Here is a 13,715-nt window from a genome sequence, read left to right as displayed (position 1 = left end):
GCGCGGATTCCGCTGTTCCGGCGCCCGGATCCCCGCCTAATCCCCCGCCTGGTCCCCCAGCACCTGGTTCCAGAGCTCCGTCACCGCCGCCCGCTCCTGCGCCAGCGTGTCCGGCGCCACGCGGGCCTTTTCCTGGCCTTGCAGCCGCATCGCGTGCTGGACGCGCCGCAGCGTGCGATAGGCGTTGCCGGCGCGCGTGGCCAGGTCGTGATCCAGCAGCCCGGCCCCGGCGGCCAGGCGCAGCAGGGTGATATTGCCCAGGTTCTCCGCCAGCACCGGATGCGCCGCCGCCTGCGTCAGCACCAGGTACTGCGTGACGAATTCCACGTCCACCATGCCGCCGCGGTCGTGCTTGACGTCGAACTTGCCGCTGGTGTTCGGATGGCCGGCGCTGATCTTCTCGCGCATGGCGCGCACGTCGGCCCGCAGCGTGGGAACGTCGCGCGGCGCCAGCAGGATCTCGCGCCGCACGGCCTCGAAGCGCGCGCCCACCTCGGCGTCGCCCGCCGCATGGCGCGCGCGGGTGAGGGCCTGGTGTTCCCAGGACCAGGCGTGCTTGCGCTGGTATTCGGCGAAGGCCTCCACCGACACCGCCAGCAGCCCCGCGTCGCCGTCCGGCCGCAGCCGCAGGTCGATTTCGTACAGGCGGCCCGACGAGGTCATGGTGGACAGCCAGGACGTCATGCGCCGCCCCAGCTTGGCGTAGACCTCGGGCGCGTCCTCGCGCGGATCGTCGAACAGGAAGACCAGGTCCAGGTCGGAGGAGTAGCCCAGTTCCTTGCCGCCCAGCTTGCCGTACGCCACCACCGCGAAACGCGGCTGCGCGTCCGCTTGCCGGTTGACCAGGGGCCAGACGCGGCGGATGGTTTCGGCCAGCAGCATGTCGGCCAGCGCCGACAACTGGTCGGCCAGCTTTTCCACCGTCAGTTCGCCCTCCAGGTCCTGCGCCAGCAACTGGAAGCTGGCCTGGCGCTGCACGTCGCGCATCAGGTTCATCTGGCGCTCGACGTCGGGGCTGCCGTCGGGCAGCACGCAGGCATCGAGATCGGCGGCCAGTTGGCGGCCGATCTGCTGGAAGTCCAGCGATTCGAAGAGCGTGCGCCAGTCGATCAGGCTGTCGAGCAGCAGCGGATGCTGGGTCAGGTATTGGGCGGCCCAGGGGCTGGCGGCCATCATGCGGGCCACGCGCGCCAGGGTGTCCGGGTACTCGGCCAGCAGCGCCAGGTAGGCGCTGCGCTGGGCCACCTGCTCGATGAGATCGAACAGGCGCACCGTGGCGGCCGCCGGCGCGTCGGTGCGCGCGGCCGCCTGCACGGCCGCAGGCAGCAGCGTTTCCAGGCGGCGCCGGCTGGTCTCCGGCAGGCTGCGCACGCGATGGCTGCCCAGCAGCGAGGCGGCGCGCGCCGCCAGTTCCGGCCCCTGCTCGCCGAACAGTTCGTGGATCTGGTCGAGCAGGGCGCTTTCCATGTCCGCACCGGGCTCGGCACGGCTGGTTTCTCCCTGGCCGGCCTCGTCCACGCCCGCCATGCCGAAGGCGTTGCGGAAGGTGTCGGCGACGAAGGCGCGATGCGCCGCCAGGCTGCTTTCGAAATCCTCGGGCGTCATGCCGAGCGCGCGCGCCAGGGCGGCGCGCGGTTCGGGATCGGCCGGCAGCAGGTGGGTCTGTTCGTCCTCGCGGTATTGCAGGGCGTGCTCGGCGCGGCGCAGGAAATGGTAGGCCGCTTCCAGCCGCTCGGCGTCGTCCGCCGGCAGGATGCCGGCGTCGCGCTGCGCGTGCAGGGCGGCCAGCAGCCCGCGGTCGCGCAAGGCCGGCATGCGGCCGCCGCGGATCAACTGCGAGAGCTGGACCACGAATTCGATTTCGCGGATGCCGCCGTCGCCCAGCTTGATGTTCAGCGCGCTGTCCATGCCGTTGCGGCCCAGGGCGCGCCGCTGCCAGTCCAGGCGGATGCGCTCGCGCAGGGCGCGCAGGGCGGCGAGCGCGTCGAAGTCGAAGTACTTGCGGTAGACGAAGGGGATGCGCAGGCTTTCCATCTGGCGCAACTGGGCTTCGCTGTCGCTGCCCGCGAAAGCCTGGGCCGGGATGGCGCGCGCCTTCAGCCAGGCGTAGCGTTCCCACTCGCGGCCCTGGCCGACCAGGTAGAGCTCGAAGGCGTCCAGGCTCCAGGCCAGCGGGCTGCCGTCGCCGTCGGGCCGCAGCCGCAGGTCGGTGCGGAAAACGTGGCCATGCGCATCGATTTCCGACAACACCGGCATCATGCGCCGGGTGAGGCGGCCGTAGAACTCGTGATAGCTGAGCTTGCGCGGTCCCGGCGTCTCGCCTTCCTCGCCGTAGAGCATGACCAGGTCGATGTCGGAGGACACGTTCAGTTCGCCGCCGCCCAGCTTGCCCATGCCCATGATGAGCATTTCCTGCGGCTTGCCGGTGGCCGGATCGACGGGCACGCCGTGCGTCTCGGCAAGCTCGGCGGCCACGCTGCGGTAGGCCTCGGCGATCGCCAGGTCGGCTAGGCCGGTCATGGCGCCGACGACTTCCTCCAGGGGCGCCAGGCCGGCCAGGTCGCGCACGATGAGCATGCAGAAGACCCGTTCGCGCAGTTGGCGCAACACGGCGCGGCAGGTCGCCACCGGGAGTGCCGGGGCATTCGCTGCGTTCGCTGCGTTCGCTGCGCCGCCGGCTACCGGGCTGCCCGCCGCGCCGGCCAGTTCGTCACGCCAGCGCATCAGCGCCGCTTGGTCGACGGCCTGCCTTGCATGCTCGCGCAGCCACTCGGCCAGTTCGGGATAAGCTTCCAGGCGGCGGCGCAGGTAACCGGACCACGCGAGCGCGGGGGCGAAGAGCGGGTCGGAGGCGGGATCGAAGGGAGGGGCTGCGGACATGGCTAGTAAAGAGTTACGTAGACGCCGACAGGCGTTACGCAGACGCCGGTAGGCATTTCAGGTATAAGGGGACGATACCGCAAGACTATCGCTCCCGCTCAGTTTCCCGTGCATTTTTCCTTCAAAATCCTGCGCATCCTCATGTGGATCGTCTGGGCCGTGTATTTCGTCGCGGCCGTGGCCTTGCTCGGCATGCGCTATCTCGTGCTGCCGCGCATCGACCAATGGCGGCCGCAGATCGAGGAGTACACCAGCCAGGCCATCGGCGCGCGCGTGGAGATCGGCGAGATCTCGGCCGACTGGTATGGCCTGAACCCACGACTGAACCTGGGCGACGTGCGGATCTACGAAGCCCCCGCGGCGAGCGGCCATGGCGGCTCGCCTGCCGACGGTTCCTTGGCGGGCGCCTCATCGACGGGCGGATCATCCGCAGTTGGCGAATCGGCACGCGGCCAACAGGCGGGCAACGCACCGGCGGCCGCCGCACCCGGCGCGGAGGCTGGCCCCGCTCCCGCCTATCCCCCCGGCACGCCCTTCATTTCCGCGCCGACCACGCCCGTCCTGAGCTTGCCCTCCGTGCAGGCCGTGGTCGCCTGGCGCAGCCTGTTCGACCGCGTGCCGCGCCTGGTCAGCCTGCGCGCCGACGGCCTGGACCTGACGCTGCGGCGCGATCGCGACAATCGCCTGTGGGTGGCCGGCCAGGCCGTCGACCTGGGCGCCCACGACGACGGGCCATTGCTCGACACCCCCGCCGTGCGCTGGCTGGCCCGCCAGCACGAAATCGCCTTGAAGCACGTCACCGTGCGTTGGCAGGACGAGCTGCGCGGCACCCCGGACCTGGTCGTGCGCGACGCCAGCCTCGCCGTGCTCAACGGCCTGCTCACGCACCGCTTCGCGCTGCGCGCCCAGTTGCCGCCCGCCCTGGGCCGCAGCGTGGACCTGCGCGCCGAACTCGAACGTTCCCTGTTCGTGCGCGACGGCCGCAACCTGGACAATTGGCACGGGCAGGTCTACGGCGAAGTCGTCGACGTCGATCCGGCGGCCTGGTCGCCCTGGGTCCGGTTGCCGCCGACCGGCGGGCGGCTGGCGGCGCGCGCCTGGCTCCAGGTGGACGGCAGGCGCCTGGGCAGCGTGACGGGCGACGTGTTCGCGCGCGGCGTGGGATGGCAATGGGGCGGCGACGCCAAGGTGGCCGCGGACAGCGTGCGGCTGCACGTCGACGGCCTGCCCGGCGACGTCTGGAACCGCGTGCAAGGCCTGGCGATGTCGCAGAGCGGCGGCGCGCCGTCGCAGCGGCCGTCTCCCCTGGGCGCGGCGGCCGCCGTGCCCAAAGGCCTGGCGCTGCAAGTGCAGGCCCGTTCCGTGATCGCGGACTTGCCGGGCGTGTTGCAGGAGTCGCACCTCGCGCTCGACCGGCTCGACCTCGACGCGGTGGCGCGCCGGGGCGACGACGACGTCCTGGGCGTCGACGTGCGGCAGGCGGCCGTGCGCAACGCGGACCTGGACCTGAGCCTGCAAGGCCATTGGCGCGAGGCCGGCAAGACGCTGGCCGGCACCGCCGACCTGACCGGCAAGCTCGCGCGCTTGCGCTTGGACGCCCTCTACCGCTATCTGCCGATGACCGTCACCGAGGAAGCGCGCGACTGGCTGCAGCGCGGCCTGCGCGCGGGCGACGCGCACGATGCCGGGATCGTGATCCAGGGCGACCTGGACGACTTCCCCTTCACGCAGCCGGCGGCGAGCGGCAAATTCCACATCGGCGGAACCTACGCCGGCGCCACCGTGGACTACGCGCCCGCCCAGGACAAGCGCAAGGGCTGGCCGGCGGTGGCGGGCCTGAACGGCAACTTCGCCATCGATGGCGCGGCGTTGACGATGGACGCCGCGCCCGGCGGCATCCTGCAACCGCCCGATGACGGCGCCGTGCCGATCGCGCTGCACGGCATCAAGGCCGCCATCCCGAACATGGAGCACCATGCCGAGCTGTCCCTCGACGCCGAGACCAGCGGACCGCTCGCCACCTATCTGGCGACGACCAGGGCGTCGCCCCTGGGCGGACTCCTGAACAACCTGCTGGACGATGCGCGCGGCACGGGCGACGCCAGCCTGGCGATGGCCCTGCGCGTTCCCCTGCTGCATCCGGAAGAGACCAAGGTCGACGGCACGGTCAGTTTCAACAACAACGAATTCGCCATGTTCCCGCAGTTGCCGCCGCTCCAGCAAGTGCGCGGCCAACTGGCGTTCACGGAACAGGACGTGAGCGCCCGCGCGCTGCAGGGCCAGATCCTGGGCGGCCCGCTGCGCATCGACGGCAGCCTGCTGGACAGCCGCAACGGCCTGCGCTTCCAGGGAACGCTCAATGGCGCCTCCCTGTCGCAACTGTTCCGCGCCAAATCCATGGCGCGCATCAGCGGCAAGACGGACTACCGCGCGCGCCTGCTCTACCTGCCGGGGGGCAACATCGACGTCTCGCTGGAGTCCGACCTGGTGGGGCTGGCGCTGGACATGCCGGCGCCGGTCGGCAAGCGCGCCGCCACCGCGCTGCCGCTGAAACTGCAGTGGAGTCCGGCGCAGACGCCGGGCGCGCGCAACCGGGTCTGGCTGACGGGCAGCGTGGGGCAGAACATCAATGTGCTGCTGGAGCGCGACCCGGCGGATCGCCGCGCGTATTTCGCGCGGGGCGCGGTCGGCGCCAACCTGCCGGCGACCTTGCCCGACCAGGGCTTCACCCTCAAGCTGAACCTGCCGGAACTCGACGCGGATGCCTGGCAGGACCTGATCGACGGTTTCGCGCCGACGCCCGCGCCGGCCTCCGCCAGGGGCGCCGCCACGCGCCGCGCAGCGGCCGCCGGTCCGTCCCAGCCCCTGCTGCCGCCCGTCAACCTGATCGTCGTGCAGACGCCCACCCTGCACATGTCCGGCCTGACCTTGAACGACCTGACCTTGAACGCCGCGCGGCCGGTCGATATGCAATGGCGGGTGGATATCCAGTCGCGCCAGGCGGCCGGCTCCCTGTCCTGGCGCGAAGCCTCGGGCAGCGTGGCCGGCAAGGTGACCGGGCGCTTCAAGTACCTGTCCTTCGGCGACGAGAACGACAGCAACACGGCCAGCGATGCCCTGGCGAAGACCGACGAACTGTCGGACATTCCGGCCGTCGACCTGCAGGCGGATTCCTTGCGCCTGTACGGCAAGGACGTCGGCGCCTTGCAGGTGCTGGGCACCAACCTGGAACGCGGCCGCCGCTGGCAACTGGACAAGCTGCGCATCGCCAACGACGACGCCACGCTGGACGCCAAGGGCGCATGGCGGCTGAGCGGCGCGGAGCGCGGCCTGACCGTGGACGCGTCGGTCCAGTTCAAGGACGTCGGCAAGCTCCTGGCGCGCCTGGGCAAGCCGGACACCGTGGCCAACGGCAGCGGATCGACGTCGGGCACCCTGACCTGGAACGACCTGCCCTGGACGCATGACCTCGCGAACATCGAGGGCAAGGTCAAGGTCAGCCTGGACAAGGGGCGCTTCGTGCACGTCAACTCGCGCACCGCACGGCTGCTGGAGCTGTTGTCGCTGCAATCGGTGAACCGGCTGGCGCGCCTGGACTTCAATCCCGTCAACCTCTTGCGCGACGGCTTCCCCTTCGACACCATCCGCGGCCACATCGCCTTGTCCAAGGGCGTGGCCCATACCGAGGACTACAAGGTCGCCGGTCCGGTCGCCAGCATCATCCTGGCGGGCGACACCAACATCATCGACGAAACCTGGAACCTCAAGGCCGTCGTCGTCCCCAACATCGACGCCAGCGGCGCCGCCGTCGCCACCGCCTTCGTCAACCCCCTGCTAGGCCTGGGCGCCTTCCTCGGACAATTGATCCTCAAGCACCCCCTGGCCAGCGCCCTCACCAGCGAATACGCCGTCACCGGCAACTGGAACGACCCCAAAGTCGCCCCCATCGACTCCAGCCACAAACCCGACGCCACCCCCAAGTCCACCACCTCCCCCAGCGTCGAAGGCTAAGACAGGAAGGGCGAAGCCAACAAACAAGAAGGAAGAAGGCCCATGCAAAGCACAGGCCTAACACCTAACAAATCGAGACCGCAAAAAGCAAAAAGACCCGCGCAACGCACAGGTCTCCCCAATCGCAGACACCGCGGATCCGGCTTTGCCGGTCCGCCAGTGTCGCCCCCCCGGGGGGGCCGCGCTCCGCGCGGTAGGGGGGGGTCATTTTTTCATCATGTCGAAGAACTGGTCGTTCGTCTTCGTCGCGCGCATCTTGTCCAGGATGAACTCCATCGCCTGGATTTCGTCCATGTCGTGGATGAACTTGCGCAGCACCCAGGTCTTCTGCAGCAGATCCGGACGGATCAGCAGTTCTTCGCGGCGGGTGCCCGACTTGTTCAGGTTGATGGCCGGGTAGACGCGCTTCTCGGCGAGGCGGCGTTCCAGGTGCACTTCCGAGTTGCCGGTGCCCTTGAACTCTTCGTAGATGACTTCGTCCATCCGGCTGCCGGTTTCGATCAGCGCCGTGCCGATGATGGTCAGCGAGCCGCCTTCTTCCATGTTGCGCGCCGCGCCGAAGAAGCGCTTGGGACGCTGCAGGGCGTTGGCGTCGACGCCGCCGGTCAGCACCTTGCCCGAGGCCGGCACCACCGTGTTGTAGGCGCGCGCCAGGCGGGTGATCGAGTCGAGCAGGATCACCACGTCCTTCTTCAGTTCGACCAGGCGCTTGGCCTTCTCGATGACCATTTCGGCGACCTGCACGTGACGGGTGGCAGGTTCGTCGAAGGTCGACGCCACCACTTCGCCGCGCACCGTGCGCTGCATTTCCGTCACTTCCTCGGGACGCTCGTCCACCAGCAGGACGATCATCACCGCTTCGGGGAAGTTGGTGGTGATGGCGTGCGCGATGTGCTGCATCATCACCGTCTTGCCGGACTTGGGCGGCGCCACGATGAGCGCGCGCTGGCCGGCGCCGAGCGGGGAGAACACGTCCAGGATGCGGCCCGTCAGGTTCTCTTCGCTCTTGATGTCCCGTTCCAGCTTCATCACCCGGTTGGGGTGCAGCGGCGTCAGGTTCTCGAACATGATGCGATGCTTGATCGCCTCGGGCGCCAGGCCGTTGACCTTGTCCACCTTCACCAGCGCGAAATAGCGTTCGCCGTCCTTGGGCGTGCGCACTTCGCCTTCGATCGAGTCGCCGGTGTGCAGGTTGAAGCGGCGGATCTGCGACGGCGAGATGTAGATGTCGTCGGTGCTGGCCAGGTAGGAGGTTTCCGGCGAGCGCAGGAAACCGAAGCCGTCGGGCAGGACTTCGAGCACGCCGTCGCCGAAGATCTGCTCGCCCTGCTTGGCGCGCTTCTTCATGATGGCGAACATCAACTCCTGCTTGCGCAGGCGGTTGGCGTTCTCGATTTCCAGTTTGGCGGCCTGCTCGAGCAGTTGGGAGACGTGCTGCGCCTTTAGTTCATTCAGGTGCATTGGGGTGCTGTTGGGGGAGGAAAGAGGGGAGTGGGGCGGCGGGCCACGGACGGGCCCGCGCGAGAAAGGGAAAATTAACTCAGGGCGCCGTCGAGGAAGGCCGTCAACTGGGATTTCGACAGGGCGCCGACCTTGGTCGCGGCGGCCTGGCCGCCCTTGAACAGCATCAGCGTCGGAATGCCGCGGATGCCGTACTTGGCGGGCGTATCCTGGTTTTCGTCGACGTTGAGCTTGGCGATGGTCAGGCGGCCGTTGTATTCCTTGGCCACTTCTTCCAGGATGGGGGCAATCATCTTGCAGGGGCCGCACCAGGCAGCCCAGTAGTCCACCAATACGGGGACGTCGGACTTCAGGACATCGGCTTCGAAGCTGGCGTCGCTTACATGCTTGATTTGGTCGCTCATGGCGGTTTCTCGTTGGGTTTTTTCGCTGGGCGGCCGGCAGAACCGGCTGGGAAGGCGTATCGCGGATGGCTGGACAGGATGCGTCCGGCAGGCCTGTTGCCTGGGACACCTGCGAGTGACCAGGGGTTCCCTGGCGCTCATTTTCCCCTACATTGCCTGCGGCGGGAACTCCGCCGCGCTGCCTGCGCTCAAACCCGGCGTTTTTGAGTTGACAGGATTAAAGCATACCACTGTCCATACGAACAGGCTTCACCGGTTTTGTGTAGCATAAACGGCCTCGCGGTCCGGTGGGCCGGTCGTCCGGGGACGCCGCCGGCCCTGGGGACATGGTCTCCATGCCCGCAACGGCGCGCCCGGACCGGCTTGCACCGGGCCTTTCACTACCTCCGTCATACCGGGGCTGGTCAGACTGTGCGCATTCCACCGGAAGCCGCGCCAATCCTGAGCCTTTCCGTAAAATGTCGGTTTTTTTCCACAGATGTTGGGGATAACTTGGCCACACCACGTTACACCGAGTCGTCGATCCGGGTCCTGAAGGGCCTGGAGCCCGTGCGGCAACGCCCGGGCATGTACACCCGCACCGAAAATCCGCTGCACATCGTGCAGGAAGTCATCGACAACGCCGCCGACGAGGCCCTGGCGGGCAACGGCAAGCACATCCAGGTCACCTTGCACACCGACGGCAGCGTCTCCGTGGAGGACGACGGCCGCGGCATCCCGGTCGGCATGCACCCGGAAGAAAACGCGCCCGTGGTCGAGCTGGTCTTCACCCGCCTGCACGCCGGCGGCAAGTTCGACAAGCAGGGCGGCGGCGCCTACGCCTTTTCCGGCGGCCTGCACGGCGTCGGGGTCTCGGTCACCAATGCCCTGGCCACCCGCCTGGAGGTCACGGTCTGGCGCGACGGCGGCATCCACCGCATGGTCTTCCGCGACGGCGACGTGGCCGAGCCGCTGGCGCCGTTCACCGGCGTCGCGCGCAAGAAGTCCGGCACGCGGGTGCGCGTCTGGCCGGACGCCAGGTACTTCGATACCGCGCATATCCCGCTGGGCGAGCTGACCCACCTGCTGCGCAGCAAGGCCGTGCTGCTGCCCGGCGTCAAGGTCACCCTGACCACCGAGAAGACCGGCGAGGTCAAGACCTGGCTGTACGAGGACGGCCTGCGCGGCTACCTGACCGAGGCCCTGGGCGGCGCCGAGCTGATGGTGCCCATGTTCGAGGGCGCCCAGTACGCCGGCGCCGACCACGAAAGCTTCGCCGAGGGCGAGGGCGCCCAATGGGCGGTGGCCTGGGCCGAGGACGGCAACGTCGTGCGCGAGTCCTACGTCAACCTGATCCCCACGCCCGCCGGCGGCACCCATGAATCGGGCCTGCGCGAGGGCCTGTTCGGCGCGGTCAAGGGCTTCGCGGAATTGCACAGCCTGCTGCCCAAGGGCGTGAAGCTGCTGCCGGAAGACGTCTTCGCTCGCGCCAGCTTCGTGCTCTCGGCCAAGGTGCTGGACCCGCAGTTCCAGGGCCAGATCAAGGAACGCCTGAACAGCCGCGACGCCGTGCGCCTGGTGGGCGGCTTCGCCAAGGGCGCGCTGGATCTCTGGCTGCACAGCAACGTCGAATACGGCAAGAAGCTGGCCGAGCTGGCGATCCGCCAGGCCCAGGCGCGCGCCCGGTCCGCGCAGAAGGTCGAAAAGCGCAAGAGTTCCGGCGTGGCGGTGCTGCCCGGCAAGCTGACCGACTGCGAGTCGAGCGACGCCTCCCGCACCGAGGTCTTCCTGGTGGAGGGCGACTCGGCCGGCGGCTCGGCCAAGATGGGGCGCGACAAGGAATTCCAGGCCGTGCTGCCGCTGCGCGGCAAGGTGCTGAATTCCTGGGAGGTCGAGCGCGACCGCCTGTTCGCCAACAACGAAATCCACGACATCTCGGTGGCCATCGGCGTCGACCCGCACGGTCCGAACGACACGCCGGACCTGTCCGGTCTGCGCTACGGCCGCATCTGCATCCTCTCCGACGCGGACGTCGACGGCTCCCACATCCAGGTGCTGCTGCTGACGCTGTTCTACCGGCATTTCCCCAAGCTGGTCGAGGCCGGCAACGTCTATGTCGCCAAGCCGCCGCTGTTCCGCGTGGACGTGCCGGCCCAGGGCAAGCGCCCGCCGCGCAAGGTCTACTGCCTGGACGCCGGGGAGCTGGAGGCGGTGCAGGACAAGCTGCGCAAGGAAGGCGTGCGCGAAGGCGCCTGGAGCATCAGCCGCTTCAAGGGCCTGGGCGAAATGAGCGCGGAGCAGTTGTGGGAAACCACCATGAACCCGGACACCCGGCGCCTGCTGCCGGTGGGCTATGGCGAATTGACCGCCGAGGACACCACGCGCATGTTCGACATGCTCATGGGCAAGGGCGAATCGTCGCAGCGCCGGAGCTGGATCGAGGAAAAGGGCAATCTCGCCGAACTCGATATCTGACGCCCGGCGCCGCGCCTTTGCCTTCCCCCTTGTCTTTCCTACCCTCTCCGGGGCAGCAGGGGCAGGGGAGCGCAGACAAAGCGCGAAGCGAAATTGAATTTGAACGAATCGATGCTGGAGCCGGCCACGGCTCGCGAAACTTATGACCGATAGCAATCAACCCGGCCTGTTCGAGCCGCCCTCGGGCGACACGGCCATCACCCTGGGCCTGTACGCCGAGCAGGCCTACCTGGACTACGCCGTCTCCGTGGTGCGCGGCCGCGCGCTGCCCGACGTCGGCGACGGCCAGAAGCCGGTGCAGCGCCGCATCCTCTACGCCATGCAGGCCATGGGGCTGGGGCCCACCGCCAAGCACGTCAAGTCGGCCCGCGTGGTGGGCGACGTGCTGGGTAAATACCATCCGCACGGCGACCAGGCGGCCTATGACGCCATGGTGCGCATGGCGCAGGATTTCTCCCTGCGCTACCCGCTGGTGGACGGCCAGGGCAACTTCGGTTCGCGCGACGGCGACAACGCCGCCGCCATGCGCTACACCGAGGCCCGCCTGACGCCCATCTCGCGGCTGTTGCTGGACGAGCTGGACGAAGGCACCGTCGATTTCATCCCCAATTACGACGGCAGCCAGCAGGAGCCGCAGATGCTGCCGGCGCGGCTGCCGATGATGCTGCTGAACGGCGCTTCCGGCATCGCCGTGGGCATGGCCACGGAAATTCCGTCGCACAACCTGCGCGAGGTCGCCCAGGCCTGCGTGGCGCTGCTGAAGAATCCCGCCCTGCCGGACGAAGACCTGTACAAGCTGCTGCCGGGCCCGGACTTCGCCGGCGGCGGCCAGATCATCACGTCGCCGCAGGACATCGCGCAGATCTACAGCGTCGGCCGCGGCTCGCTGAAGGCGCGCGCGCGCTGGACCTTCGAGGAAATGGCGCGCGGCCAGTGGCAACTGGTGGTCAACGAACTGCCCCCGGGCGCTTCCGGCCAGCGCGTGCTGGAGGAAATCGAGGAAATCACCAATCCCAAGGTCAAGGCCGGCAAGAAGAGCCTGACCCCCGAGCAACAGCAATCCAAGGCCCTGATGCTGGGCCTGCTGGACGCCGTGCGCGACGAGTCGGGCAAGGACGCGCCGGTGCGGCTGGTCTTCGAGCCCAAGACCTCGCGCGTGGACCGCGACGAGTTCGTCAACATCCTGCTGGCGCAGACCAGCATGGAAAGCAGCGTGCCGATCAACCTGGTGTGCATCGGCACCGACGGCCGGCCGCGCCAGAAACCGCTGCGCGCCATCCTGGCCGAGTGGCTGGCCTTCCGCACCGACACGGTCACGCGCCGCACGCGCCATCGCCTGAACAAGGTCATCGACCGCATCCATGTGCTGGAAGGGCGCATGGTCGTCTACCTCAACGTCGACGAAGTCATCCAGACCATCCGCGAGGCCGACGAGCCGCGCGCGGCGCTGATGGCCCGCTTCAAGCTGAGCGAGCGCCAGGCCGAGGACATCCTGGAAATGCGCCTGCGCCAACTGGCCCGCCTGGATGGCATCAAGGTCGAACAGGAACTGGCCGACAAGCGCGAGGAACAGGCCAAGCTGCAGGAGTTGCTGGACAACCCGTCCTCGCTGAAGCGCACCATCGTGCGCGAGATCGAGGCCGACGCCAAGCAGTACGGCGACGAGCGCCGGACGCTGATCGAAGTGGCCGAGCGGGCCGTGGTGGAGACCCGCGTGGTCGACGAGCCGGTCACGGTCATCGTGTCGCAGAAGGGATGGCTGCGCGCGCGCCAGGGCCATGGGCACGACGTGGCGCAGTTCTCCTTCAAGCAGGGCGACGATCTCTACGGCGCCTTCGAATGCCGCACCACGGATACGCTGATCGCGCTGGGCGACAACGGCCGCGCCTACAGCGTGGCGGTGGCGTCGCTGCCGTCGGCGCGCGGCGACGGCCAGCCGGTGACGACCATGATCGACCTGGCCAGCGGCACCCGCATCACCCACATGATCGCCGCGGCGCCGGATTCCCGCTGGCTGTTCGCCACCGAGGGCGGCTTCGGCTTCGTCGCCAAGCTGGGCGACATGAGCAGCCGCCAGCGCGCCGGCAAGCAGTTCATCACGCTGGAAGCGGGCGACGTGCTGCTGCGACCGGTGCCCCTGTTCGCCGGCGCCACGCAACTGGCGCTGCTGTCGACCAAGGGCAAGCTGCTGGTGTTCAGCCTGGACGAGGTCAAGGTCCTGGCCGCCGGCGGCCGCGGCACCATCCTCATGGGCCTGGACGGCAGCGACAAGGTGGCGCAGACCGTGCCGGTGGGACCGGCCGGCCTGCGCGCGGTCGGCATGTACCGCAACAGGCAGACCGAGGACATCCTGGCCGGGGCCAGCCTGCAGCCTTATGTCGGCAAGCGGGCCCGCAAGGGGCTCCAACTGGACGTGCGGCCCAAACAGCCGGTGCTGTCCCCGGTCTTGTAACGGCCTACGACGGAACAAAAAGCCCGATCGATGTGACGCTTGGCGCATCGGTC

6 protein-coding genes are annotated in these 13,715 nt (G+C 68.7%); 3 read left to right on the top strand and 3 right to left on the bottom strand.

Features of this window, described 5'->3' with window-relative positions:
• Positions 1–36 precede the first annotated feature (36 nt).
• Positions 37–2,880, bottom strand: coding sequence for a bifunctional [glutamate--ammonia ligase]-adenylyl-L-tyrosine phosphorylase/[glutamate--ammonia-ligase] adenylyltransferase (gene glnE, locus CAL29_RS19445; RefSeq protein ID WP_094854693.1), 2,844 nt, complete (start codon positions 2,878–2,880; stop codon positions 37–39).
• Positions 2,881–2,988: 108 nt separating this feature from the next.
• On the opposite strand from glnE, the gene CAL29_RS19440 reads away from it, so the two are divergent.
• Positions 2,989–6,891 (top strand): YhdP family protein, encoded by a 3,903-nt coding sequence (locus tag CAL29_RS19440; protein ID WP_094854692.1) that lies wholly within the window; start codon positions 2,989–2,991, stop codon positions 6,889–6,891.
• Between the two features lie 204 nt (positions 6,892–7,095).
• Here CAL29_RS19440 and rho read toward each other — a convergent pair whose 3' ends face one another.
• Both rho and trxA read right to left on the bottom strand, forming a co-directional pair.
• On the bottom strand, positions 7,096–8,352 hold the full coding sequence (gene rho, locus CAL29_RS19435) for a transcription termination factor Rho (RefSeq protein ID WP_094854691.1): 1,257 nt from the start codon (positions 8,350–8,352) through the stop codon (positions 7,096–7,098).
• 74 nt (positions 8,353–8,426) lie between these two features.
• Positions 8,427–8,756 carry a thioredoxin TrxA gene (gene trxA / locus CAL29_RS19430; RefSeq protein ID WP_094854690.1) on the bottom strand — a complete coding sequence of 110 codons (330 nt, stop codon included), beginning with the start codon at positions 8,754–8,756 and terminating at the stop codon, positions 8,427–8,429.
• A gap of 492 nt (positions 8,757–9,248) precedes the next feature.
• On the opposite strand from trxA, the gene CAL29_RS19425 reads away from it, so the two are divergent.
• Positions 9,249–11,210, top strand: a complete 1,962-nt coding sequence (locus CAL29_RS19425; protein ID WP_179284111.1) for a DNA topoisomerase IV subunit B — start codon at positions 9,249–9,251, stop codon at positions 11,208–11,210.
• 142 nt (positions 11,211–11,352) lie between these two features.
• A complete protein-coding gene (gene parC, locus CAL29_RS19420) occupies positions 11,353–13,662 on the top strand; it encodes a DNA topoisomerase IV subunit A (RefSeq protein WP_094854689.1) in 2,310 nt (769 codons plus the stop codon).
• Positions 13,663–13,715 lie beyond the last annotated feature (53 nt).

This window comes from Bordetella genomosp. 10, from assembly GCF_002261225.1.
In the GTDB taxonomy this organism is placed as follows: Bacteria; Pseudomonadota; Gammaproteobacteria; order Burkholderiales; family Burkholderiaceae_B; genus Bordetella_C.
This window is presented reverse-complemented; position numbering and strand designations above follow the sequence as displayed.

Excerpts from the sequence above, each read along its gene's own strand:
- parC (WP_094854689.1), top strand. The coding sequence starts at position 11,353 with ATGACCGATAGCAATCAACCCGGCCTGTTCGAGCCGCCCTCGGGCGAC.
- glnE (WP_094854693.1), bottom strand. The coding sequence starts at position 2,880 with ATGTCCGCAGCCCCTCCCTTCGATCCCGCCTCCGACCCGCTCTTCGCC.
- trxA (WP_094854690.1), bottom strand. The coding sequence starts at position 8,756 with ATGAGCGACCAAATCAAGCATGTAAGCGACGCCAGCTTCGAAGCCGAT.
- rho (WP_094854691.1), bottom strand. The coding sequence starts at position 8,352 with ATGCACCTGAATGAACTAAAGGCGCAGCACGTCTCCCAACTGCTCGAG.